Here is a 24,869-nt window from a genome sequence, read left to right as displayed (position 1 = left end):
GGTGGGCCTAGAGGCTAATTTGCAAATTGCCGGGCCTTTGCAGGCCCGGCGATCTTACCTTTTCCGGCGATGCCGACATGCATTGCGCACTCAATTCCCAGGTGCTTATTCGTAGCGATCGTGTCGGCGCACCCAGTCCATTCCCCTCGCCTCATTACGCCCCTTGGGCGTCAGGTCGAGCATGGCATAAGTGCCCATCATCACTTCGACACCGCGTCCGTAGGTCGAATAAGTACGAAAAACTTCGCCGGCCTCATTCTTGATGAAGGCGCTGACGCCGGGCCATTCCTCGCCCGTCATGTTCCAACCGCCGAAATTGTAGTCGATGTGCCCGCTGGCGACTTCCTCGGGGGTGAAACTGACCTGGAAGTCGTAGTTGAAGTCGCTTCCGAAGGACGAGACCCATCCGAACCTCCAGCCCATGCGTTTGCGGTAGCGTTCGATATCGGCAAGTGGTGCGCGGGAGACCGCAATCATGGTCACGTCATGGTTGGCAAGATGCAGGTTCATGCCGTCTGCGTGGTCGGCCATGAAAGAACAGCTCGGGCAGCCTTCCTTCCATCCCGGCGCAAACATGAAATGCTGCACCACGAGTTGAGACCGTCCCTCGAAAAGCCCGGCAAGCGAGCGCGGGCCGTCAAGTGTATCGAAGACGTAGTCCTTCTCGATGCGTTCCCACGGCAAGGCAAGGCGCTTGCTGGCGACACTGTCGCGCAGGTGCGTGAGTTCCTTTTCCTTTTGCAGCAAGTCCCGCCGGGCGGCGAGCCAGTCTTCATGTGAAACAACAGCGTTTTGCATGATCATTCTCCTTCAGTTTGGGTGGTGGGGATATCGAAGCGCCGCGAGCGGGCGGACATCAGCCTGAGCCAGGGCGGCAGGTGGAACAGGCCCATCAGGACGTACATCAGGGTCATGTCATTCACAGGCAGGAAGCCTGGAACGGATGAACAGATCTCCCACCCCTGCACTCCGGTTGCGGAAATCCATGCCATTGAGCCAAAGGTTGGCGCGGCGGCCAGCCGAAGGCACCCTGCTGTGTCGCGGTGGTGACCAGAGGGTGCTTGTGTCTTCCCTGTACCTGCAAACATCGTCATTATCGGTCCTCCGTATGATCCGGCGTTTGCGACCATCGCCCGGTGAGCAAAGACATAGATGCGGAGACGGGGCGGGTGAGAGTTACAAGTTTGGCGGGATTTCCATGGACATGCTGATCGCCGCGGCGGCGCGCGCCCTTTCGTCCGGGGATCCTCTGGCGGTATTGAAACGAGTGGCACTGCGCAACGACGCGCCGGCATTGGCGTTGCGCGGCATTGCCATGGCCCAGCTCGGCGACCTTGCGCGCGCCAGAGAGCTGCTGAAGGATGCGGCCCGCGCCTTCGGGCCGGATGAGCCGATGGCGCGTGCACGCTGCATGGTTGCCGAAGCAGAGATCGCTTTGGTCTGCCGCGACCTCGGCCGTTCCTTTCAAACGCTCGGTGCAACCCGCGCGACGCTCGAAGCCGGTGGTGACCAGGTGAATGCCGCACATGCCGGCTATCTCGAAGCCCGCCAGCTTCTGCTCATCGGCCGGCTCGAAGATGCCCAGAGGACACTCGACAGCATCGACATCGACGTCTTGCCGCCTGCGTCTCGAGCCGGCTACGGTCTTGTGGTAGCCGGCATTGCCATGCGGCAAATCCGGACGGGGCCTGCACGAGCCGCACTCCAGCAGGCAGCGCGTGCTGCCCGGGATGCCGGTATTCCCTCCCTCAAGGCCGAGGTTGAAAAGGCATGGCATGCGCTGGAGGCACCGGCCGCCCGTCTTGTCTCTCGCGACAGGCAAGACTTGCTGCAGCTTGACGGGGTCGAGGCTCTGGTCGCCTCCGATACGTTTATTGTAGATACCTGCCGAAATGCTGTGAGGCTTGGGGAAAAGTTGATCTCACTCGACCGCCGTCCAGTCCTGCTTGCTCTGGCCCGGGCGTTGGCAGAGGTCTGGCCGGAAGATGTTTCGCGCGAAAACCTTCTCATGCACGCCTTCGGGGCAAAGCATGTGGACGATTCGCACCGGGCGAGGTTGCGTGTCGAGATTGCTCGCCTTCGCAAGGTCATCAAACCCGTCGCCGCGGTAAGGGCAACGAGCCTGGGTTTTGCTCTGAAGCTGTACGGCGCTCACCAGGTCGCCGTGCTGGCGCCGCCGGTGGAAAGCGACCACCCGGAGGTGCTGGCGCTGCTCGCGGACGGCGAGGCCTGGTCGAGTTCTGCGCTGGCGATGGCACTCGGTGTAAGTCCACGCACGGTTCAAAGGAAGCTTGAAGACCTTGCTCTTGCCGGGAAAGTTCGATCCTTCGGACGAGGGCGGGCCTGCCGCTGGATCCTATCGAGTGTTCCCGGATTCCCGACAAGTTTGTTACTCCCCCTTGCAATCGCCACCGGTTAGAATTGCCGCATGAAACACAGAACAGCAGAGATCATCCGGGAGTTCGGCCCCTTCCCCGGCATCGATGACATTGCCGGGGTCAGCTTTGGTCGCGAGCGGGTCTGGTTCGCGTCCGGAGACAGGCTAAATGCGCTTGATCCGGAAAGTGGAGAGATTACGGGATCGATCGCGACTGCCGCCGATGCCGGTACCGCCTTCGATGGAACTCATCTGTTCCAGATTGCCGATGATGCGATCAACAAGATCGACCCCAATACCGGAGAAGTGCTGGCCACGATACCGGCCCCCGGTGACGGCGGGCATTCGGGACTGGCTTGGGCCGAGGGGTTCCTTTGGGTTGGACAGCATCGGGGCCGCAAGATCCACCAGGTGGATCCGGAAAGCGGCAAGGTTCATCGTACAATTGAATCGGATCGCTTCGTCACCGGCGTCACATGGGCGGATGGCGAGCTTTGGCACGGCACCTGGCAGGACGGCGAAAGCGATATCCGGCACATCAATGCCGCGACTGGAGATGTGCTGGAGCGTTTGCAAATGCCATCGGGTTCCGGCGTCTCGGGACTTGAATCCGATGGCGGTGATCGCTTTTTCTGCGGCAGCGGAGGTGCCGGAAAACTGTTGGTCGTCCGACGGCCGGGGTCAGATTCTGAATGATCTGTTCCCCAAAAGACCCTCGCTATTAAGGTCATGGCGCCGCGACTATCGCCGGGCTTGTCGCAAGCGCTTAGCCGCAAAAATTGCGGCTACTCACCGAAGGCAGTCATCCCTGACTTTGAAGAAGCAATTCCTGACACTCCTGGTCCGAGCGCAGCTGTGCCTTCTGGCGGACCTGGGTGTTGGTATCCGGCAGGGCCAGGGATCGATTGATGATCAGGATATGCTCTTGCAGGAGTGCGTGAGCGGCGTCGAATTCGCCTTGATCGATCAGGTCGCGCATGCGGGTGTGCTCGGCGTAGGAGCGGTGCCAGTAGTCGCCTTCGCCTGACTGAAGGCGTGCTCTCAGCGCGGCCAGAGCAGTTGCAGTCAGATCATAGGCCTTTTCAAGATACCTGTTTCCGGCAATCTGAAGAATGACCCGATGAAACGCGCTGTCGGCCGTGCTGTAGCGCAGCCGGTCGCCAATTTCTATCGCGTGGTCCATCTGGGAAATGGCGGCGGACAACTGTTGCACCAGCCCACTTCGGTTCCGCTCCAGCGCCATCTGGAGAGCTTCCTTTTCTAGCATGGCCCGGAATTGGCTCATTTCCTCGACGTCTTTTCGCGAAGGCGTAAACACGTAGGTTCCAGCCTGTGGGACAATGGTCACCAGACCCATGTCACGCAATTCCATGAAGGCGGCTCGAACCGGTGCCTTGCTCATCCCGAGCGCTCTTGCGATTTGCTCTTCCGAGAGCCGCTCACCGAATTCAAATTTACCGGACACGATCGCATCGCGAATGCGCTCGCTGGCTTCCTGGGTTAGCGACACTCTCTTCTCCTCGCATCCACCTGGCTCACTACACCACGGTCTAGCAGACCTGTAATCGCCAAAAACCTTGCTTTTTTCATAGTTTCAAAAATTTGTTTGACATTCGAGTAAATTCTAGAATTCTAGAAGAGCCAATGCAAACACAAAATGCACTTTGAAGTTCAAGAGGTATTTCATGTCCCGCCTGCGTCTCCTGACCCCTGATGCCCAATACCCAGACGATGCCTTGATCGAACGGGCCACGGCGGGTGACGATGTGGACTGGGATATTTACCGCGAGCGCTCTCCCGAGCAGTTGCCTGAAGAGGTTCTGCGGTCGTGTGATGCAATGGTGGTTTGGCATGAAATGCCGGTTTCACCCCAGCTCATTTCAAAGCTGGATCGGTGCAAGATCATTGTGAGAGCCGGTGTCGGATTTGACCACATCGACCTTCAGGCAGCCGCCAGTGCAGGCATTCCGGTGTGCAATACACCGGACTACGGCACCAGCGAAGTTGCCGATCATGCCATTGCCCTGATGCTCACCATGCGGCGCGGTATCGCCAGCTACCACCGCAACCTCATGCAATCGCCCCAAGACGGCTTTGACCATGCCCGGGCGCCGCTGCTGGCGCGCTTGCGCGGCAAGACGTTCGGCGTGATCGGCCTCGGACGGATCGGCATTGCCACGGCGCTTCGGGCCAAGGCTTTCGGCATGCGCGTTCTGGCATATGATCCGCTGGTGTCCCGCGGTACCGAGATCGCCGCAGGTGTGGACCGGTGCGACCATCTCGAAGAGCTGCTGTCCCAGAGCGATGTCGTCAGCCTGCATTGTCCGCTGACAGCGGAAACCCGCAACATGATCAACGCCGAGCGACTGTCGATGATGCAGCCGCACGCAATTCTGATCAACACGGCACGCGGCGCGATCATCGACGTGAACGCGCTTCTGGACGCCTTGCGACAGCAAACGATCGCAGGTGCCGGGATCGACGTGCTTCCGGTCGAGCCGCCTTCCAAGTCCGATGAAATCGCCCTTGCCTATGCCAATGGGACCGATCCGATCGTCGGCGAGCGCTTGTTCGTGACGCCCCATGCGGCCTGGTCCAGCCCGGAAAGCGTCGCCGACGCGCGGCGCCTTTCGGTGGAAACGGCCATGCAGTTCCTGCGCGAGGGCCGCCTTCGCAACCTCGTCAATTCACCGGTCACGCCAGCTTTCAGCGGGGCGGCCTGACGCAAAGCTCCTGCGGGACCAGCAACCCGCAACATGATCCGAGGACATGGGATCACCAAACATGTCCAATTCAGGGAGGAAAGTATGAAAGTGACGTTTTTCAAGACGTTCATCGCAGCGTGCATGCTCAGCAGCACCTCGGTCGTCGCACAGGATTTCGAATTGACATTCCAGTCGGTCGATCCGGCCGGAAACCCGAACTTCGCCATCCAGCAGGCCTGGACGGAACGTGTAAAACTGATGTCCGGCGGCCGGTTGTCGATCGAGCTTCTGCCGGTTGGCTCGGTTGTCGAATACAATGAAACCCAGGACGCAGTCGGCAATGGCATTCTGGACGGCCACATCACCGATGTCAGCTATTTCTCCGGCAAGGATCCTGCGTTCGGGCTGATTGCAAACCCCATCGGTGCCTGGGCGGCACCCGACGAAATGTTCCGCTTCATCAACTACGGCGGTGGCTATGAGCTGATGAACGCACTTGAGGAGCCCTATGGTCTTCATTTCATCGGCGCCACCACCACGGGTCTTGAAGGTTTCGTTTCCAAACGTCCTCTGGACGGGGTCGATGACCTGAAAGGCCTGAAGGTACGGGCCCCGGAAGGCCTCATTCAGGAAGTCTTCGCGGCCGCCGGCGCGGTTCCGGTCAACCTGCCCTATTCCGAGGTTTACACAGCGCTCGACAAGGGCGTTATAGACGCTGCGGATTCCACCGTCTTTTCAACCAACCACCAGCAGGGCCTGCACAAGGTTGCCGAACATCCGGTCTATCCGGGGTTCCATTCCATGCCTCTGGTGGAAGTTTCCATGAACCTCGACAAATGGAACGCCCTTCCCTCTGATCTTCAGGAAATCCTGACAGTCTCCGTTCGTGACTTTGCGCAGGATGCGGTTGCCGTCTTGTCGATGAACGACCTGAAGACCTATGCGGAAGCGACCGCAGATCCGAACATCACCGTTCACAACTGGTCGGCAGAAGAACGGGCGAAGTTCCGCAGGATCGCGATGGACCAGTGGGCCAAGGTGGCCGCGCGCTCCGACAATGCCCAGAACGTCTATGAGACCCTGACCTCCTATCTCGACAGTCAGGGCATGTTGAAGTGACACATGTTTTCGGGCGCTGCCTCAGCGCCCGAATTCCTCCTTCGAACTTTTGATAAGCCACAATCGGCAAGCAACCCTTTGAGGGCGTTGGCTTGGACAAATGCGTCCGGGAACCGGGCAATCGCGTCAGGCCCCGACACGCTGCCACCTGCCGACCGGTTTCAGGGGACGAACGGTAACGTCCCTCGTCGTTGTGGTTGATCCCCCTCTATCAGACTGGAGTGGCTGTCCATGCCTCTGCCGCCAGAACGTGCCCCAGTGCCGGATCAGGCCGAACCTCTTGTGCCGGCTCAGGAATATTTGCCTGAATCTGGCCGATTGGGTTGGGCCATCACCCGCCTTGCCCGATTGTTCGCGGTTGGAATCATCATCGCCATGGCGGTGCTGGTCGTCGAAATATTCCTTCGATATGTCTTCAACTCGCCCACTATCTGGGCGCATGAAACAACCACCTTCCTCAGTGCCGTCACCTTTATCTTCGGTGGTCTTTTCTGTGTCGCTCGCAATTCGCACATCCGGGTCGTGCTGATTTACGACGTGGTCAGCCGGCGCGCACGCAGGGTTCTGGATGTGCTGATTTCCATGGCCAGTCTGCTGGCGTGCCTGTTCTTTGCCTGGGCATCCTGGCTCATGGTCAAGAAAGCGATGTTCCGCCCGGATGGGTCCTTCTTCCTGGAAACCAGCGGAAGCGCCTGGAACTCACCCGCACCGGCCCTCCTGAAGATCTTCCTGCTCGTGGTGATGGTCACCATGAGCATCCAGTTCCTAATCCTGACGGTGAATTACCTTCGGCGGCCACTCCGGACAGGGGGAGACAGCGATGCTTGACCTTCTCGATTTCGGTCTGAACCTCAAGGCACTCGGCATCGGTTGGGGCACATTGGTGATGTTCGCCCTACTGGTCGGTCTTCTTCTGACCGGCATGCCTCTTGCCATGGTGACCTTGCTGGTTGCCCTTCTTTTTGCAGTTGGCTGGTTCGGACCGATGGCCGTTCCGTTGATCACCAGCCGCGTCTACAGTTTTGTCTCGTCCTTCGTCTTCATTTCAGTGCCCATGTTCGTGCTGATGGCGGCGATCCTCGACCGGTCCGGCATTGCCAGGGATCTGTTCGATGCGATGAAACTCGTCGGCGGACGGCTGCGTGGGGGCGTGGCGGTCCAGACCATATTCGTGGCTGTTATCCTGGCTGCAATGAGCGGCATTATCGGCGGGGAAATCGTGCTCCTGGGCCTCGTCGCCTTGCCGCAGATGCTGAGACTTGGCTATGACCGCCGCCTGGCAATCGGTGTTGTCTGCGCCGGTGGTGCGCTCGGCACAATGGTGCCTCCGTCCATCGTTCTCATCATCTACGGCCTGACAGCAAACGTCTCTGTCGGAGACCTGTTCACTGCAGCGTTCGTCCCGGGCTTCATGCTGGCGGGGCTTTATATCGCCTATATCCTGTTCCGTTCGTACACCGATCCCAAGGTCGCGCCTCCCCCGCCCGAAAAACGGATCTCGCTTTCAGAACATCTGCCCCTGCTGCGCGGCCTGGTCTTGCCGATGGCGGTGGTGTTCGTGGTCCTGGGTTCAATCTATGGCGGCATCGCCTCGGTGACGGAAGCCTCGGCCATCGGGGTCGCCGGCGTGATCGTTTCGACCATCCTGCGGCGGGAGTTTTCCTTCTCCATGTTGCTGGATGCGTCGATGCACACATTGGCAACCGTCGGCATGATCATGTGGATCGGCATCGGTGCCAGCGCCCTGGTGGGCGTCTACAACCTGATGGGCGGCATCCGTTTCATCTCCCAGCTCATCACGGGCATATCCGACAATCCGACAGTCATCATCCTGTTCATGATGCTCATCCTCTTCATACTCGGAATGTTTCTGGATTGGGTCGGGATCGCACTTCTGACGATGCCGATCTTCGTGCCCATCATCAAGGAACTCGGCTATGACCCCGTCTGGTTCGGCGTCTTGTTTGCCATGAACATGCAGGTGTCTTTCCTGACGCCACCTTTCGGGCCAGCCGCATTCTATCTGAAGAGCGTGACACCACCCGAGATTTCCCTTGGAGAGATCTTCCGGTCCCTGGTTCCGTTCATCGCTCTTCAGGTCATTGCGGTAGGGCTTTTGGTGATGTTCCCGGCCCTCGCACTGCGCTGACGCACTTCCCTCAAGAATGGCAATCGAGACGACCTCATGAGACGCAGGTTAGACGGCGAATACGACTACATCATCATAGGAGCCGGAACGGCCGGATGCGTGCTTGCCAATCGCCTTTCGGCAGATCCGGCCAACAGGGTTCTGCTTCTGGAAGCGGGCGGCAAGGATAGCTACCCCTGGATCCATGTTCCGGTCGGGTATCTCTACTGCATGGGCAATCCGCGTACGGACTGGATGCTTCGCACGGAAGCCGATCCGGGGCTGAACGGCAGATCCCTCGCCTACCCGCGGGGGAAGGTCCTCGGCGGATGCAGCTCCATCAACGGCATGATCTACATGCGCGGTCAGGCAGCCGACTACGACGGCTGGGCGCAGATGGGAAACACCGGCTGGAGCTGGCAGGACGTGCTGCCCTACTTCGTGCGGTCCGAGGACAGACCGGATGCGGATGGCAGGCTGCATGGTGCGGGCGGAGAGTGGAAGGTCGCGCGGCAGCGGTTGAGATGGGACCTCCTGGATGATTTCCAGAGTGCCGCAAGCGAAATGGGCATTCCCCGAACGACCGATTTCAACGCAGGAGACAACGAAGGCGCAGGTTATTTCGAGGTCAACCAGAAAGGCGGCCGCCGCTGGAGTTCGGCACGGGGCTTCCTGAGGCCGGCGCTGAAACGCGGCAATCTGCGACTTTTGACCGGTGCCACAGTCGAGCGGATCATTCTGGACGGCCGCCGCGCCACGGGCATTGCCTTCGGTTGCGCAGGACAGGAGCTTATAGCCACGGCCGGAAAAGAAGTCCTCCTTGCGGCGGGAGCCGTTCATTCTCCCGCGCTGCTTGAACTGTCAGGCATTGGCCGGCCGGAGGTCCTCAGGCAGGCCGGCATTGATGTGGTGCATGCCCTGGATGACGTCGGTGAAAACCTCCAGGACCACCTTCAACTGCGCATGGTATTTCGAGTCCGCAATGCCCGGACCTTGAACCAGGTCGTCAATTCGCTCTCAGGCAAAGTGTCGATGGCTGCCCAATATCTGTGGTCGCGGTCAGGCCCGCTTTCCATGGCGCCCAGCCAATTCGGCATTTTCACCCGCAGCAGCCCGGACGTGGCGACGCCCGATCTGGAGTATCACATTCAACCCCTGTCGACTGACCGGCTCGGCGAGCCTCTGCATCCCTATCCGGCCGTCACCGTTTCGGTCTGCAATCTCCGGCCGGAAAGCCGCGGCACGGTGCACATCGCTTCCGACAGTCCGGAAACCCCACCGAAAATAACACCGCGCTATCTGTCTGCTCCTCATGACAGGACGGTTGCACTCAGGTCTCTGCGTCATGCACGCGCGTTGCTGTCCATGCCTTCCTTGAAAAAATACGAGCCGGAGGAAGCTCTGCCCGGCCCCGACGTCCGGTCCGATGAGGCGCTCATGCGTGCTGCGGGCGACATCGGGACAACCATTTTTCATCCTGTCGGAACCTGCAGGATGGGTGTCGATGACAAAGCCGTCGTCGACCCGGAACTGCGGGTGCGGGGCATTGAAGGACTGCGTGTCGTGGATGCTTCGATCATGCCGCGCATTGTTTCCGGCAACACGGCATCACCCGTCGTGATGATTGCCGAGAAGGCCGCAGACATGATCCTGCTCTCCGCCTGACAAATCTCCCCAAGAAACAGAACCACGAGGATTTCACATGAAGTTTCTGCGCTTTGGCCCGTTGGGCCAGGAAAAACCTGGCTGTGTTGATGCCGAAGGCCGCATCCGTGACCTGTCCGCGCACATAAGCGACCTGACGCCCGAAACGCTCACAAAAAGCACCCTTGCTGCCCTGGGTGCCTTGGACACTGCAAAGTTGCCTGTCGTCGATCCGGACGTGCGCCTTGGTGCTTGTGTGGGGGGCGCCCGGAATTTCTACGCAGTCGGGCTGAACTATGCCCGGCACGCAAAGGAAACAGGCAATCCAAATCCCTCCGAACCGGTGCTGTTTTCCAAATCCACCTCATGCATCAGCGGTCCGAACGATCCGATCATTTTGCCGAAGGGGTCGGAAAAAACCGACTGGGAAGTCGAATTGGGTGTCGTGATCGGCAGCGAATGCCAATACGTTCCAGAGCAGGACGCGCTGGAGAAGGTTGCCGGCTATTGCCTCATCAACGACGTCAGTGAGCGGTCCTATCAGATCGAGCGCGGTGGCCAGTGGATCAAAGGCAAATCCGCACCAAACTTTGGCCCGATTGGTCCCTGGCTGGTTACACGGGACGAGATCCGGGATCCGCAGGACCTTCGATTGACGCTCTCGGTGAACGGAGTGATGCGCCAGGACAGCTCAACCGACGACATGATTTTCACCGTGGCGAAAATCATCTCCTACATGTCCAATTTCATGCGTCTGATGCCCGGTGATGTCATTGCCACTGGAACTCCGGAAGGCGTAGGCCTTGGGCTCGATCCGCCGCAGTTTCTCAAGCTTGGTGACGTTGTCGATCTAAGCATCTCCGGCCTTGGGACACAGCGACAAACCGTTGTCTCCCCGTCGGCTTGATTGACCGGCCGCCTATCAAGTCTTGCCAGGGGCAATCCGGTTGAGGTGTCACCCTTGGCCAGATTAAAGCGTGTTGGACGCCATCCGAATGTGGCTGAGAAGCCTCCGCCTTTGGCGGTGTTCTTCCCAGCCACTGATCATCAATATGAAGCCGCTCCTACAGAGCTGTCGCATTGTTTGAAGTATAGACGCGGGAAGCTGCGTCGGCTTTTTTCAAACGAGTCGTTCAGTCACGGCTTTCCACTCGGCCATGGCCCGAAGTCGATGATCTCGAATTTGTGCTGCTGAGTGGACGGCGTGTGACGGGACGAAGAGGTTCCTCACAGAGGAAAATATCGACTCAAATTGCTGGAGTGACCTTGTCGACCGAAAACCCTGCCGCGTTCGTTCCCGCTTTCGAAACGGAAAATGGGAATTCTCGGCCTGATTGTTCAAGCCTTTGTGTGAGCGATGTTAGACGGTCGGCATGACTTGGCGATTGGCCACACCGTAGGAGCGCAGCTTGTCGGGGATCATGCGCTTTGGTGGCAGGCCTTGCTTCTTTAAAAGTCGCATCAGAAGGCAGCTTGGCTGCTTTGGTGTTGCGGCGCGTCTGAACGATCTCATCGAGAACCTAACCGTCCTGGTCAGCCGCCCGCCACAGCCAGCATTTCCAGCCATGATTGCGCACCGCAACTTCGACGAGGTGCCAGATATCTGCTTTTCCCGGTGCTTTGCGGCGCAGACGCACATACTCGGTACAGTGCTTGAGGCACCATAGACAGATCGTCTGATAAGAAATGACAACGCCCCGTTCGAGCAACATTTCTACGACATCGCGCAGCTCAGATTGAAACGTAAATAGAGCCACACCGCGCGCGAGATGATTTCAATCGGATAGCGATGGTTTTTGTAAGTCGGAGCAGTCCTGTCCATGCTCTCGCAGCTACACACAAATTGTTGCCTAAGGAATAAGGTGACAGCACCGCTTGCTTGACATGAGTTTATTCTCCTTTGCAAATGGTATTTAGGTAATAATTCAGTTTTTCTTCCACAATTTTTTCACTTCCTAAGTGCAACCGAATATTAGCGCCTCCTGGATCAACCAGAAAATATTTGCCGCCATTGCATTGGAAATTAGCTGTTTTTGTAAATAGCTTATCCTGAGAGGGGCAAAAAATTCCAAAGTCTTCATCTTTTCCTTTAGAAAATAGGTCGAGTTTCTCAATCTTTTTTCTAGTCTCTCTACCCGGATTTAAGCTAATCGATGATGAATGGCTGTTTTTTATCACCTTGATTGATTCAAATTCGTGCAGGCAAATTTCGTTCTTTGTTATTTCTGTGTTTTCTGGATAGTAACAATTGTTATTGTTGCTTATAATTTCGATTCGGCATCTGTCGACATTGACTTGTAATTCTTCGTCGCCATAGCGAAATATATTACTTTCCAGCAATTGCGCTAATTCACTTGCTAAATTCTCGCTTGCCTTCGATGGTTTATCTAAAAAAAATGTTGTTACTAAGATAGTGAAGAAGAATAATAAAACAAACTTGAAAATATGAATTTTAAAGTATTCTTTCAAATATAAAAGGAAATATTGAATAATCTTCAGATTAAGATATTTCATTATGCCACTCTTATTTTTCTTTTGATTTTCTCTTTTCATCAATTGGCTCATGGTGACCAACAATAATTCCCTCCAATTGTCACCATCCCACAGCGCCGGAAAAACTGGTCAGCATCTTCCGCATTCTTGCCATTCGTGACATGCATCGTCACATGGGCGCAACCTAGTGTATTAGCCCAATGGCGTACCGCGTGGACGAGAAGGAGGGCGACCTTGCCGCCAAGCAGCGTGCCGGTGAGTTTTGGGGATATGTTCAACGTGTGCACCGTCGCGATCAGGTTGCCGCCGCCAACGGCTGCTATGCCTCTGAAAATTAACCTATCTTCGTCGGTGGAGCGCTCATAAACACCAATGCCAATTCCAGGGTTTCCTGTCGCCTTACCAACAAATTTTGTTACGGACGACGCGTCTGGAGTTTCGGCTAATATGTTGCCAGCCCCAGAAAAAAGGGAGTCGAGGTAGCCTCTAAGGTCTGGATACAAATCTTCAAAACTAAAAGTAATTGTTTCGTTGTAGTAAGTGGGTGGGGGTGTTTATTTTGTGGGGCCTTGCGAAAGGAAAACGCCTAGAGGATGCTTTGAATTTCTGTAATTGGATTTGCCATTTTACCACCAAACAGATTTTTCGAGGATGTGTTAGAGCTTTAGAAGTTTGTTCTACTTATTGGTGCTTTCTCAAGAATAATTAGGTGCTATGCTTTTTCATCTTTAAAACAAAGATGATAAATAAATAAACAAATGAAAGAAGCACTGCTATCAGAACCTTACCAGTATACCATGAGTCTGTTCCCGTAATTTTTCTATAAAAATAATACAAACATCCAAGTATCGTGGCAAATATAAGAATTTTATTTTCATCATAATATTCTGCCAAAATTTTTCTCATATTGTTTACTCACCACAAAGTAAAATTAGAAGACTTACTATTCGTCAACCGACTGCCTTTAAGCCTAATAGTAATCAATGCTGATGTAATTGCCCTTCTGCGAACGTCCGCCCCCGGCACAGCATCGATCAGCCCGACACGCTCCGGTGCGACCATGGCCTTGTCAAAGATTGCTCGTGCCTTGAATTCAGAAAACCGAAAATCGCGAAAGATCGTCCTGAGATGCGCCTCACGCGCCAGGTGTATGTTGGCGCGGCAATCGGTTTCCGAGCCGACCGCAAGCCGGAGTTTGATGCTTGACCCGAGACCCGTTTCTCTTCCACATCAGCGTGGAGTCCTTTAGATGATATGTTTGGCCATTTGCGGCCGGTGTTTGCAGTGTCATTTTCAGTGCACATTCGCAGGACGCGAGATTGTCCGGGGATGAGTGGTGTCTGTTTCGGTTGTGGTCACCCTTCCACGAGGTGATTTGAGATCGGTATTCGGAGAGCGATGTGAAGAGTGTGTCGTTGAGGCATGCGTCCCCGAACGCTTTCGTCAAGAAGGTGACCGACCTAGAAACGGAACGTCAGGTTAGCCTTTAAATCATGCAACGCACTCTCTCCGGAGAGATAGCCGCCATAGGCAACACCGAACGTGGTGTTTTCAGCGAGGTCGATGTCTAGCCCGGCATCGACGGTCAAGACATTGCGTGCGATAGGCGCGCCCCAAACCGTAAAGTCCGCGCCACCTGCAAAACTATTTCGGACCGACGGGTTCAAAGGTCTGAAGGCGTGCTGCCAGCCGAGGCCACCATGAAAATTCACCGCCGTCTGGTCGAAGTTGACAACACCAGCCGCACGCAAGCCAAGGGTCGTGAATGTAGCTGAAGAGGTCGCGGCATTGACCGTCAGGGCGGCGGCGCCGCCGCTCTCGGTGAAGCCGTCCGTGTGCAGGTTGACATGGGCCAGCCCCGCAAAGGGCTCGAGCGAATAGGCACCGAGACCAATCTCGTACCCGGCTTCAGCGAAGGCCTGGAGGGTTCGCCCGGTATAGTCCGCAGACAGACTGTCGGAGAAATTGCCGACGGTGACATCGCGGCCGGTGTCGATGCCATGCCAGGAATTGGAGCCACCGAAACGCAGGGCCAGCGCGTTCACGTTGGTGGAGCCGTAGGCCCCGAATAGATAGCTGTCCACTTTCGACGTGGACGAGCGCGCCTTCACATCGACATTTGCCCTCTGGTATCCGCCCATCAGGCCGAGATGCACGGTTTCGCCCAGAACACCGTCGGCCCCAGCCAGGAAGCCACCGCTTGAGCTGGAAAGACTCGCTGTGTTTCCGGTCGAGGACCAGTCCCCGAAACCGCCGATCGCGGTCATCCAGAGGGCGTTGTCCGCAGCGGAAAAGCTGTCCCCATAGGTGGCGGTGTGCGCTGTGGTACCACCCGGCTCCAGGTCTACCGCGCCCATTTGGGTCCTGACGGAACGGCTTCGGTCATAGGCAGCATTGCGCAGGAGCCGTGCATCCTCGATCACAACCGCCGAAAGAGACGCGTGGATTTCGCCCGACAGGTCATCAATAGCGGTACGTGCGCCCGAAGCACTTTGCGAGATAACAGCGCCGTAAAGGCTGGACCGTAAATTTTTGCGACAGACCCGAAATAAGTCTCCTCCTTTCGACATCGACTCGTAAGCATTAATATTAAAATCCAGCTCACTTATTTCACCGCTTTCAATCATCTTCTCGACTGTCGATAATGGAACGGTGTGCGACAACTATAATGCCCAGGTTTTGTTATTAGCATTTTCAATTAAGCCGCCTTGCCCACCACCCAAAAAGGCAACTCGAGAGAGATTCCTCCCGTGCGGAGTTTGAGATTTTTTTCGTTCGCCATCTTTATTCCCTAGATATAGGATCAACAAAAGGTGAATTTCTAATAGAAATCCTAATAGAAGTAAGAAAAAGAAAAGTAATAACCGAATACAGTAATTAGGAACACCACAAGACTGACGACGCATAATCGAAAGTAAGTGACCTTAGCTCCAACAAGAGTAATCATCTTGCCTGGGGCAAATGAAATAAAACGATATATGATATTATCTTCTTTTTTCTGTCTAAAGGTATTTCCAAGATTGGCTAGGAACGAGGCAAAAAATACTATTGAAATAAAAATCATCGCTAGCACTGACAAAACAATAAAATTAGTCATTAGACACCTTTTCGACACGAAGCTCAGTAAACAACTCTACGGATTGGCTTTTAGGCGCGATGCTAAAGTTAATCACACCACTTGCACGGCATAATTCCCCCCAAACGTCACCATCCCGCACCGCCGGAAGAACTTATCCGCGTCCTTCGCGTTCTCGCCGTTGGTGACATGCACCATCAGATGGGCGCAGCTGCGCGTCTCGGCCTAGTGGCGCACCGCCTGTACGAGGCGCAGTGCCACCTTGCCGCCGAGCAGCGTGCCGGTGAGTTTTTGAGAAATGTTCAGCGCCTACACCGTCGCGATCAGCGTGCCTTGCCCCAGAAAATGCTCCCTCGCCTGCACCGAGGCAAAGCCGAGAAGCCCGTCTTCGGCGAGCGGTTCGTCCGCCCCGGCACGGCATAGATCAGCCCGAAGCGCTCCGGTTCGACTATCGCCTTGTCGAAGATCGCCCGGGCTTTAGCTTCTGAAAACGGAATATCGCGAAAGATCGGTCGAAGATGCGCTTCACGCGCCAAATGAATGCCGGCGCGGCAATCGGTTTCCGAACCGTCCGCCAGCCGGAGTTTGATGCTCGTTCGCTCTTGAGTGATATCATTCGCGTTCGCGGTTTCCCCTGCGCGACCGTAATCAGCCCATTCCTTTGGGTCGATGCTTCCCCGATTTGCAGAGTAACCTTTTACACGCGTGGAAAGAGTATCTTCTTCCCTCACTTGAATGCCCTAACCAACGCGCACCGCGTTGTCTCCCTGATCAGAGGCTTCGCCTCTGAATTTATTATATGCGCAACCAGACGCCTCTTTCTGGTTGCGCGGCTATAGTTAACACCTCGGTAATTTTTGACAAGCTCTTAAGTGCACTTCTTGGTTGAAAGAGGTTGTTTCGAGCAACGTTGTCGGGTTTTTGTGAGCTCGTCTCAGGTGTCGCGGTGTCACCCTTGGCCAGATAAAAGCATGTTGGACGCCGTCCGAATCTGGCTGAGAAGCCTCCGCCTTTGGCACTGTTCCTCCCAGCCACACATCATCTATTTGAATCCGTTCCTTCGCATCGATTCCAATCATTCATTGGACCGCTGTTCGGAGATCTTCGACACTGCGGTCATGGAACCAGATGACGATCTCCTTCTCCTCAAACGCGTGGACCCCGGCCGGAACATGAACCGGTTCTACCACCTGTCGGTCGAGCCCACCCTGTTCGGCGGATTTGCCGTTCGCCGGACATGGGGACGCCTGGGCACCTGGGGTCGAACGCGGCTTGATCTGTTTGCGGATGTGTCATCGGCTGTGGCGCATCAGCAGAAGCTGGCGGCACTAAAGCATAAGCGCGGGTATCGCCCGGAATGAGGCTGTGGCGTTGTGCCTGATCCCTGTTCCATGGGATCTTCCTGGGGAAGATCACTCAATCAGACGTCACAGGATACCCCAGGCCCTGTATCTGTCTCGGCCTGTAAGCTCGCGGGGGAGCGCGGGGCCGAGTTGGCGGATCATGCGGTCGACGGCAGCGGCGGTGACGCCGAGGTCCTGGCGGGCCATGGGAATGGTCACCAGGGGCCGGGACAGAAACATCCGGGCAAACTCCGGCAGCCTGGAGTGGCTTCGGCAAGACTGGCAATGGCGAGCCAATTGCTCCTGGGCAATCGATAGCCGGTCCAGCTGATCCATGGTTTCCTGGGCGGCTTTTTCGAAACCGGACAGGAAGCCGGCGATGCGCACCTGGAACGTGTCCTTGCGGCGCCAGCGAAAGGGCGACTTTCGCAATCCCGCTGACAGGCTTGGCAAATGAGACGTGGTCACCTGTGTTTTCAGGAAGACAGCCGACAGCAGGCGGCCAAGTTCCGGCCATCCGTCCAGTGGCTGCAGCACCTGCCATGCATCAAGCAAAATTGCCGCCGCCAGAACGGGCGGTAATTTCAGGGCTTCAGCTTCCGTTTTGACAGTGAGCCAGTCGTCCAGACGGTCACCCCGTTCCGAAAACCGAGAGAAGTGTACGGAAAGTATGTCTCCGGATTGGCGGGACGAGACAGGTCTTTCCGGGACGGTTCCCTGTGCCAGCTGTCTGGAGCGTTCAAGTACGGCGTCGATTTCGGCAAAGAGATTTTTTTCCGTATCGGTAATGTCCTGTTGGGCCGAGGTTGAGGCGGCAGGTCTCCTCCCCTCCCCCGAGTTTCTGATTGTCGTTGTCTCGAACTCGGCGTCATCTGTCGGCCGGCCTACAAGTGTCAGAAGACCGTCCCGACTCAAGATACTGTCCGGGGGGTGCCGGTCGACCCGTCTGCGGAGCGCCAGGAACCTGGCGGCCCGTGTCAATTCGTGGGTGGGCGCGCGTCTGTCGGTGCCGGCGTCGTGCAGGACAAGGTCCTCCAGATGAACAAGGTCTCCATCGAGGGCCATGGAGGCACAGGTCTCAAACAGGTGGGACCGGCTGCGCACACCGTCTTCCAGCGCGGGTGTCCGGCGCAATCTCTCGTCGGCTCGGGTCAGTGACCGGCTGGCGCGATCGAGCGGGTCGGCCAGATCGAGCCAATCCAGTGATTTCAGGGACTTGTGGAGATCGTAAACCATTGACATCGGCTGATAATATTTCATTAACGATAATCAACAAGCAAAAAAGTATCATTACATGGATATCTGTCAACTCAGGATCATAAGCAATGATAATTAAAGCTTATCGATGGTTAGACTTTTCAGCGACCTCATGCTAAACATTGGCCCCTGTCCCGACCCGCAAAAGCCTGTCAGCCATGCCCGAAAGCCCCCTCCCCGCTTCCTGTCACTCGTCGCAGCCCGCACGGAAGGAGGCTGCACGGAACGAGGCTGCGGATCAGGCAATGCGCGACAAGATAGAAACCCTCGACACGTTGTCCGCCATTCTGCCAGCCATCGCCGGGTCAGACCGGGCAGAGCAGCTGGCCCGGCTTTTGACCGATGAGGACATCGACACCCTGCGCCACCTTGCCAGGGAAGGCATGGGCGAGAATTCGCTGAGGGCATTGACCTCCGACTTTTCCTATCTGGAAGGCTGGTGCCTGGCGGCAACCGGAAGCCCCCTGCCCTGGCCCGCACCGGCGCCGCTCATTCTCAAGTACATCGCCCATCACCTGTGGGATCCGGACAAGAAGATGTCGGATCCCGGTCACGGGATGCCGGAAGACATTGCGAGGCAACTTGAGGCGCAAGGATTGCTCCGCAGCGCGAAAAATACAGCGGGCCAACGGTCCCCGCATGCACCGGCGTCTGTGCAGCGGCGGTTGGCCTCCTGGTCGACCTTGCATCGCTGGCGGGGTCTGACGGGAGACTTCTCCGCGGCGGAAGTGCGCTCCGCCATGCGTCTGGCTGTTCGTGTCGCCGATCGGCCGCGCGCGAGGAAAAGCCGCAAGGCGATCACGGCCGATTGTCTGGAGCTGCTACTCGCGACATGTGACGGCACGGACTACGCCGCACCAAGCCTGATGGACATTCGAGACAGGGCCTTGCTGCTGGTCGGGTTTGCCTCCGGTGGCCGCCGGCGCTCCGAGTTATCCGGAATGCGGTTTGGTCAGATCACCTGGGAGGACTTTTTGCCTCTGGACCCGAGTGATCCGGATAGCGACCTCCTGCCTGCCGCCAGCCTGCGACTGGGGCGCACCAAGACGGAAGAATCTTCGGACGACAATTCGGTTCTACTGATCGGACGGAGTGTCGACGCGCTGAAAACCTGGCTGGAAGCGGCCCAGATTCAGGAAGGGGCCGTCTTCCGCGCGATCGATCAGTGGGGCAACCTGAAAACCCGCGGCCTCACCCCGCAATCGGTGAATGCCATCGTCAAGAAACGCTGTGCACTTGCCGGACTGGACCCGCAGGACTTTTCCGCGCATGGCTTGCGCTCAGGCTTTCTGACAGAAGCGGCCAACAGGGACATTCCGATCCAGGATGCCATGCTGCAGTCCCGGCACAGGTCTCTCGCCCAGGCGTCCAGCTATTACAGCGATGCCGGGCGCAGCAGACGGCGGTCGGCCAGATTGTTGGGGTGATGTTCAACGCGAGGGAAGCTCATGAGGGAGATCCGGGCAGGTCTTGAAAGTGGCCCGTCCGGATCATTTCTCCTCAATCATTAGCTGATCCATCAGTCGAGTTGAACTCCTTAAAAAACAGTTAATAAACTCTCATATTCCCTTGCGGCACACAAGCGACGAGAGGTTGTTGTCATGGCCAAGATGCATCCATTTCGTGTTGTGCAGACTTCGGCAGGCTCTGTTTGCTGCGAGGTCGTTCCTGAGGCTGGCGTTTTGCATTGCACGGGACTGCCGCGCAATTTCCCAATGTTGTTCAGCGAGGCATGATCATTGAGCGTAATGATTGGTGTGCGCCATTGCACGTAATGCCTCTCTTGGTTGTCGTTTGAATTCTGTTCGCAGGGCCGGCGGTCAGGTGGATGCCATCAAGTCTGCAATCATCTTTCTGAAAACAGGTCGTCCTGTTCCTGTCAGGCCGGTTGCACAAATTCAGCAGCTAGCGTTTGCAGGACATGTATCTGGCAGCTCCTAAATACGTGGCAACTTACTCCTCTCTTGATTTGGTCCATTCTCTTCAAGATTTCGTTCGGATGGGGGAAGGCTGATTGGGGAAGCAAGCAGGAAACTAAAGTTTGGTCGCATAGCCACAGTGGGTTTCACCAACACGGGTTGAGCTATATTGAGCCAACAAGGGAGCCGTCGGCTTGGTCCATGCTTGTGTTGCCGGTTCATTGGTTTCCGGTCTGAAAATACTTAGTAGTGCGATGCCGGAGAGCTCGCGGACAGGCTCGGCTAATTGATTGCTTTTTGGGATTTGCTAGTTGCGCGAAACGGCCTTTAGCGCAGAAGGGTTCGTTCTGTGGGTATAGCGCCCTCCCCTAGTGCGATGCGTTTCTTAGCTTGAAGAAGTTTTCTTCAAGCGCCGCGTAGTTTTCGTTGGACTAATGATCTCTGATCCGGAGTCCGGTTGTTGCCATACAGGCGGTTCGTCGTTCAGCCTTGAATTGAAACTGGCGAATGGTTGAGCTCTTTATTGTCACATGGTTTGCGGGAGGTGTTGCGGAGCACTCATTGGTGGATGGAGCGTTAGACGGGTGGCGCTGGAGGAGCAGATGTTCCGGTCGTTTCAGCTGGACGCATTGTGAGAAGCGGTGGCGTGTGTCTCTAACCAGATGTCTCGTTACTTTCATCGTTCGGTGTCACCTCCCTGCCCGCTCTATTTTTGTCCTGACGCGCTTCAAAAAGGGAATATCGAGACAGTCCACGCCTACCGGCGCTCGTTATGCCAAGGGCCAACTTTTCGTCCGATGCCTTGTCCGGCTTGAGGTGTTTTCTGATCTCTTTTGGTCTTGCATTGGGTGGCGCGATGTTCTGGTTCTGAGAATGCTCGCCGGAAACCGAACGGTGTCTCTGTGAAAGGACTTTCTTCGGAGGGTCCAAGGCCTGGGGGATTTAGATGGCCATCGGCAATGTGTTGCCTGTTCAGAAATTTCGGAGGTTTCAGGTTCACAGTCACCGACGGCTCATAACGTTCGCAAACATTTCAGACGCTGCCATGGGCAAAACGTTGTGAATATAGCAATTGCTATATCAGTTGATTTTTCCGGGTGTGAGGCATGACCCTTCAGTGTTAAAAGTCGCTCCGCTAGAAATTATAGCAATTGCTATATTTGACTGGTGCCGTGCTGAGTGTTCGTAGAGGCGCGAAGAGCCTGACGCCAATTTTGCCGATTGTCCTGAGATGAACGTGGTTTGTAATGCGAGGGTTTCAGGCGAAAAAGTCCTGCGGTCCTTGTGGTTAAAATGCGCAGCAAAAAAATGGGCGGGCGACCTGTGAGGGCTGGGCACTAGATGTCAGGGCCTGTCTTCACTCTCGAAGATTTTTCTGGCCGATTGGGCAACGAGTGCCTGGTGGGCCTTTAGATGATCGCCGACCTTTTGATTGGAGCCGAACTGGCCAAAAGCCTTTGCGAGCCTACTGTATCGCAAATCCCCGGAGAGGGGAGGGGGTTTACAAACCCGTGAACGCATCCAGGCCACCAGTTTCACGAGCAGCTTGCCGGGCGCAGTCAAACAGAGCCTTTCTATCCTCGGGCTTGTGCATGAGGCCGAGATTTGTGACCGTCGTCATGACACAGGCAATCTCCTGCTGTGCATCAAACACCGGCACGGCCTGCCCCGTAATACCTGGCAGCAGGTGGTCGGTCAGTTCGGCCCAGCACTCGGCGCGAACGGTTTCGAGGATCTTGCGCGAGGGTGGTTTGCCCCGGAAATGAGGTGGCTGCAATTTCCTGGCAACGTTGATCTGGCTTTCGGGAAGGAATGCCTGGAAGACTAGACCGCACGCGGAATTGTCGACCGGAAGGACGTCACCAAGCCCGACGGAACTGATCGAAAAAAGTGCGCTGCGATACCAGCGCACGACTGTTGGGCCACGCTCGGTCCAGATGGCGATGCCCGCACTTGCTGCGTAGCCACTGGCGAGTTGCTTCGTGTGCCTTGCGGCGATCTCTACAGGGTTTACACGTTTCAAGGCGCCAATGCCGATACTCAGCGCGGTTGGGCCAAGATCGTAGTGCCCAGTCTGGGGGTCTTGCATGACGAGCCCCTCCTTCACCAGGCTTTGAAGGTATCGGTGTGCGGTCGGGCTGCCGGTGCCGGCCTGTTTGGCGATGACGCCAAGTGCCATGGCTTCGGACCCATTGGCCAGGATGTTCAAGAATCGCGTGGCAATGGAAACGGATTGAATGTTACCGGAGCGTTTGGGTGATTGTCCGGTCATTTCACCATCTGCGTCTTCACTCATTGCCTGGCACCTTAATCGACTGATGCCTGGATTCGTCGTGCAACCAATCTGAAAATTTCGACAACGCACACCCCTCCCATCTCACCGACAGGGTATTTGGCAACCGTTGCAAGTTCAATCGTGAATGCAGCAGATTTTCCGTTGAAATTCAGTTTGTTGACAGAAGGTGTTGCCGGTTCGCCACATTTATTTATGAGTTTTATACTCATGTTGAAATGTGTAATGAATTCTGTATAGTGAAATTCAGTTGATCCGGTCACCGGCGGCTGGGGCAAGCATGAGCCGCAACCGGTGACAGGGTCGCCTCTCCCCAACTGCTCGTGGGCAAGGCTTTTCCAGCTCGCGCAGTCATAAACTCATCAGGATCAAGAGATGAAACCGACTCGTATTGCGACGATGCTTGGCAGCACCGCCGTGCTCACCGTTTCACAGATGGTTACCAGCATCGCATGGGCTCAAGATGCAGGAACCGGAACTGCTGCAGACGTAACTGTCCTCGATACGATCCTCGTGAGCGGCGAGAAGATTTCGCGCAGCCTTCAGGAGACGGCCAGCTCGGTTGAAATCATAACGGGGGAAGATCTGGAAACACGGCCGGATGAGGAAAATGTCCAGAGCGCCATTCAGGACGTTCCCAACGTCTACTATCCCGGCACGGCAGGCGTTGCGCCCATTATCCGCGGGCAGGATACGCAAGGGCCGAACACTGGCGCGGTCGCGTTTTATTCAGGTACCGTTCCTCGGGCGTCCATCAACATTGACGGACACTACCAGACCTATTTCGAAACGGTGTTCGGTGCGACATCGATCTGGGATGTGGACCAGATCGAAGTGTTCCGGGGCCCACAGACAACGTCTCAAGGTGCGAACAGCATCGCCGGTGCGATCATCGTCAAGACCAAGGATCCCACGTTCACGCCGGAAGGTGCGCTGCAGGCTGAATACGGCAGCTACAACACTCACCGTGTGTCGGGCATGCTGAGCGGACCGCTGAGCAGCCAGCTCGCCGCCCGTGTCGCGCTGGACTACTACGGCCGTGACACGTTCATCGACTATATCAATTCAAGCTTCACGGATGACGAGACCAACCTCGACATCATGTCCTTTAATGGACGGGCGAAGTTGCTCTATACGCCTGACGCCATTCCGGGTCTGACGGCAAAGCTCACCTATGCGACCGCTCAGAACAATCAGCCGACATATGAAGCTGCGACGGTCCAGCCCTACGACCGGCTTGAAAACAGCCAGGCAAACGTGCCGAGCTTCTATTCCCGTTCACACACCGGGATCGCCGACCTTTCCTATGAGTTCGAAAACGGAATTGTCGTCAGCAACGTCACCCAATACACCGATCTGGAAGTGAAGCGGAGCGTCGAAACAGTCGGCAACGGCGATGCGACCATCGACCAGCAGAACTGGTCGAACGAGACCCTGGTGAACTTCGGAACGCAAGACAGCACTTTCAGTGGTGTTGCGGGCCTTTATGCAGCTCATACACAGTCAGACGAAACCCTGCTCTTGCCCTTCAATGGTTCGCCGGATTTCGAGGATTCCAAGACCAATCTGGGTGTATTCACCGAGATCGATTACCGGATCAGCGATGCCTGGACCCTGACGGGCGGCTTGAGGTTCGAGAGCGACCGGATCAAGCGCACCGGCCTGTCGTCGACGGTTGCGCCCAGGCCCGTGGATTTCGATTACGACGAGACCTTCAACGCGCTTCTGCCGAAGATTGCGCTCGCCTACAACATCACGCCGGACGTTACCGTGGGCGGCCTTGTCAATCGGGGTTTCAATCCAGGTGGTGTTGCCTTCGACTTCCTGAATGGACAAGCCCTGCCGTTCAAGGCGGAGACGTCCTGGAACTATGAAATCTTTGGCCGTGCCAATCTTCTGGACGACAAACTGTTTGTGTCCGCAAACCTGTTCTACACCGACTATCACGACTCCCAGCGTTACTTCCAAACGGTGTTGCCTGGCAGCAGCGTGACGCAGCTCCTCACGTTGAACGCGGAACGGGCCCACGCTTATGGTCTTGAAGTGGCGATGAGCTACCAGGTCCTGGACAATCTGCGTGTGAATGCCAATGCCGGTGTGCTTCAGAGCGAGATCTCCGAATTCGACACGCTGCCGTCGGTCGAAGGCAATGAATTCGGCAAGGCTCCGGGCTATATGCTGGGCTTTGGTGTGGACTGGAGTGTGCTGGAAAACCTGACCCTCTCGGCAAATGTCGAGCATTTCGACGGGTACTATTCGGACGATCTCAACACGCCGGCTTTCCAGGTCGATCCCTATACAATCGCGAATGCACGGGCGACCTACCAGGTTCACGATCATTTCCAGCTTTATGGCTACGTGAACAATATCTTCGACGAGCGTGTTCCGACCTATCTCGAGAACCGGCCTGGTGTCGCTTCCTTTGCCACCATGACGGCACCGCGCATGTTCGGCATTGGCGCAAAGGCAACGTTCTAAATCAGGCTTCACGACACAATTCTGCCGGCGGCACGGG

General features: G+C 56.3%; 20 protein-coding genes and 1 pseudogene. 11 read left to right on the top strand and 10 right to left on the bottom strand.

What is annotated here, in order from left to right; genetic code table 11:
• Positions 1–105 precede the first annotated feature (105 nt).
• Together ACYQ6M_RS27725 and ACYQ6M_RS27720 are read right to left on the bottom strand one after the other, a co-directional pair.
• Entirely contained in the window at positions 106–798 is a 693-nt protein-coding gene (locus ACYQ6M_RS27725; RefSeq protein WP_367021717.1) for a DUF899 domain-containing protein, read from the bottom strand.
• Between the two features lie 2 nt (positions 799–800).
• Positions 801–1,094 carry a hypothetical protein gene (locus ACYQ6M_RS27720; RefSeq protein WP_367021718.1) on the bottom strand — a complete coding sequence of 98 codons (294 nt, stop codon included), beginning with the start codon at positions 1,092–1,094 and terminating at the stop codon, positions 801–803.
• A gap of 104 nt (positions 1,095–1,198) precedes the next feature.
• On the opposite strand from ACYQ6M_RS27720, the gene ACYQ6M_RS27715 reads away from it, so the two are divergent.
• Together ACYQ6M_RS27715 and ACYQ6M_RS27710 are read left to right on the top strand one after the other, a co-directional pair.
• Positions 1,199–2,419, top strand: a complete 1,221-nt coding sequence (locus ACYQ6M_RS27715) for a helix-turn-helix domain-containing protein (RefSeq protein WP_460076881.1) — start codon at positions 1,199–1,201, stop codon at positions 2,417–2,419.
• Positions 2,420–2,428: 9 nt separating this feature from the next.
• The gene (locus ACYQ6M_RS27710) at positions 2,429–3,073 is read left to right on the top strand and encodes an NHL repeat-containing protein (RefSeq protein WP_460076879.1); all 645 of its coding nucleotides are present in this window, start codon (positions 2,429–2,431) and stop codon (positions 3,071–3,073) included.
• A 106-nt stretch (positions 3,074–3,179) separates the two neighbouring features.
• Here ACYQ6M_RS27710 and ACYQ6M_RS27705 read toward each other — a convergent pair whose 3' ends face one another.
• Complete coding sequence (locus ACYQ6M_RS27705; RefSeq protein ID WP_075283105.1) at positions 3,180–3,887, bottom strand: GntR family transcriptional regulator; 708 nt, start codon at positions 3,885–3,887, stop codon at positions 3,180–3,182.
• Positions 3,888–4,062: 175 nt separating this feature from the next.
• On the opposite strand from ACYQ6M_RS27705, the gene ACYQ6M_RS27700 reads away from it, so the two are divergent.
• The 6 genes from ACYQ6M_RS27700 to ACYQ6M_RS27675 all read left to right on the top strand — a co-directional run bounded on the left by ACYQ6M_RS27700 (position 4,063) and on the right by ACYQ6M_RS27675 (position 10,880).
• A complete protein-coding gene (locus tag ACYQ6M_RS27700; protein ID WP_460076876.1) occupies positions 4,063–5,100 on the top strand; it encodes a C-terminal binding protein in 1,038 nt (345 codons plus the stop codon).
• A gap of 84 nt (positions 5,101–5,184) precedes the next feature.
• Positions 5,185–6,201: a TRAP transporter substrate-binding protein gene (locus ACYQ6M_RS27695; RefSeq protein ID WP_460076875.1), complete on the top strand. Its 1,017-nt coding sequence runs from the start codon at positions 5,185–5,187 to the stop codon at positions 6,199–6,201.
• 231 nt (positions 6,202–6,432) lie between these two features.
• A complete protein-coding gene (locus tag ACYQ6M_RS27690) occupies positions 6,433–7,029 on the top strand; it encodes a TRAP transporter small permease subunit (RefSeq protein WP_022999512.1) in 597 nt (198 codons plus the stop codon).
• Positions 7,022–8,350: a TRAP transporter large permease gene (locus ACYQ6M_RS27685; protein WP_460076874.1), complete on the top strand. Its 1,329-nt coding sequence runs from the start codon at positions 7,022–7,024 to the stop codon at positions 8,348–8,350. Before ACYQ6M_RS27690 ends, ACYQ6M_RS27685 begins: the two co-directional genes overlap by 8 nt.
• A gap of 36 nt (positions 8,351–8,386) precedes the next feature.
• Positions 8,387–9,994: a GMC family oxidoreductase gene (locus tag ACYQ6M_RS27680; RefSeq protein ID WP_460076872.1), complete on the top strand. Its 1,608-nt coding sequence runs from the start codon at positions 8,387–8,389 to the stop codon at positions 9,992–9,994.
• Positions 9,995–10,031: 37 nt separating this feature from the next.
• Positions 10,032–10,880, top strand: a complete 849-nt coding sequence (locus ACYQ6M_RS27675) for a fumarylacetoacetate hydrolase family protein (RefSeq protein WP_460076871.1) — start codon at positions 10,032–10,034, stop codon at positions 10,878–10,880.
• 213 nt (positions 10,881–11,093) lie between these two features.
• Here ACYQ6M_RS27675 and ACYQ6M_RS27670 read toward each other — a convergent pair.
• From ACYQ6M_RS27670 to ACYQ6M_RS27650, 5 genes and pseudogenes are all read right to left on the bottom strand, one after another.
• Positions 11,094–11,795, bottom strand: a pseudogene (locus ACYQ6M_RS27670) (IS6 family transposase).
• Between the two features lie 68 nt (positions 11,796–11,863).
• Positions 11,864–12,526 carry a hypothetical protein gene (locus tag ACYQ6M_RS27665; RefSeq protein ID WP_460076869.1) on the bottom strand — a complete coding sequence of 221 codons (663 nt, stop codon included), beginning with the start codon at positions 12,524–12,526 and terminating at the stop codon, positions 11,864–11,866.
• 1,075 nt (positions 12,527–13,601) lie between these two features.
• Positions 13,602–13,913 carry an integrase core domain-containing protein gene (locus tag ACYQ6M_RS27660; RefSeq protein ID WP_460076867.1) on the bottom strand — a complete coding sequence of 104 codons (312 nt, stop codon included), beginning with the start codon at positions 13,911–13,913 and terminating at the stop codon, positions 13,602–13,604.
• Between the two features lie 13 nt (positions 13,914–13,926).
• Positions 13,927–15,036 (bottom strand): autotransporter outer membrane beta-barrel domain-containing protein, encoded by a 1,110-nt coding sequence (locus ACYQ6M_RS27655; RefSeq protein WP_460076980.1) that lies wholly within the window; start codon positions 15,034–15,036, stop codon positions 13,927–13,929.
• A gap of 829 nt (positions 15,037–15,865) precedes the next feature.
• Positions 15,866–16,273 (bottom strand): hypothetical protein, encoded by a 408-nt coding sequence (locus tag ACYQ6M_RS27650; protein ID WP_460076865.1) that lies wholly within the window; start codon positions 16,271–16,273, stop codon positions 15,866–15,868.
• Positions 16,274–16,660: 387 nt separating this feature from the next.
• Here ACYQ6M_RS27650 and ACYQ6M_RS27645 point away from each other — a divergent pair, with 387 nt between their 5' ends.
• Positions 16,661–16,903 (top strand): WGR domain-containing protein, encoded by a 243-nt coding sequence (locus tag ACYQ6M_RS27645; protein ID WP_460076863.1) that lies wholly within the window; start codon positions 16,661–16,663, stop codon positions 16,901–16,903.
• Positions 16,904–16,969: 66 nt separating this feature from the next.
• Here the strand turns inward: ACYQ6M_RS27645 and ACYQ6M_RS27640 are convergent, their stop codons facing one another.
• Entirely contained in the window at positions 16,970–18,121 is a 1,152-nt protein-coding gene (locus ACYQ6M_RS27640; RefSeq protein ID WP_460076861.1) for an RHE_PE00001 family protein, read from the bottom strand.
• A gap of 266 nt (positions 18,122–18,387) precedes the next feature.
• On the opposite strand from ACYQ6M_RS27640, the gene ACYQ6M_RS27635 reads away from it, so the two are divergent.
• The gene (locus ACYQ6M_RS27635; protein ID WP_460076858.1) at positions 18,388–19,569 is read left to right on the top strand and encodes a tyrosine-type recombinase/integrase; all 1,182 of its coding nucleotides are present in this window, start codon (positions 18,388–18,390) and stop codon (positions 19,567–19,569) included.
• Between the two features lie 1,993 nt (positions 19,570–21,562).
• Here ACYQ6M_RS27635 and ACYQ6M_RS27630 read toward each other — a convergent pair.
• Positions 21,563–22,357 carry an IclR family transcriptional regulator gene (locus tag ACYQ6M_RS27630; RefSeq protein ID WP_228933149.1) on the bottom strand — a complete coding sequence of 265 codons (795 nt, stop codon included), beginning with the start codon at positions 22,355–22,357 and terminating at the stop codon, positions 21,563–21,565.
• Positions 22,358–22,729: 372 nt separating this feature from the next.
• On the opposite strand from ACYQ6M_RS27630, the gene ACYQ6M_RS27625 reads away from it, so the two are divergent.
• Complete coding sequence (locus ACYQ6M_RS27625) at positions 22,730–24,832, top strand: TonB-dependent receptor (protein ID WP_460076856.1); 2,103 nt, start codon at positions 22,730–22,732, stop codon at positions 24,830–24,832.
• Positions 24,833–24,869: the final 37 nt, after the last annotated feature.

It is taken from the genome of Roseibium sp. ROS1 (genome assembly GCF_054658215.1).
Note: the sequence above shows the minus strand (reverse complement) of the source record. Positions and strands in the feature narration are given on the sequence as shown.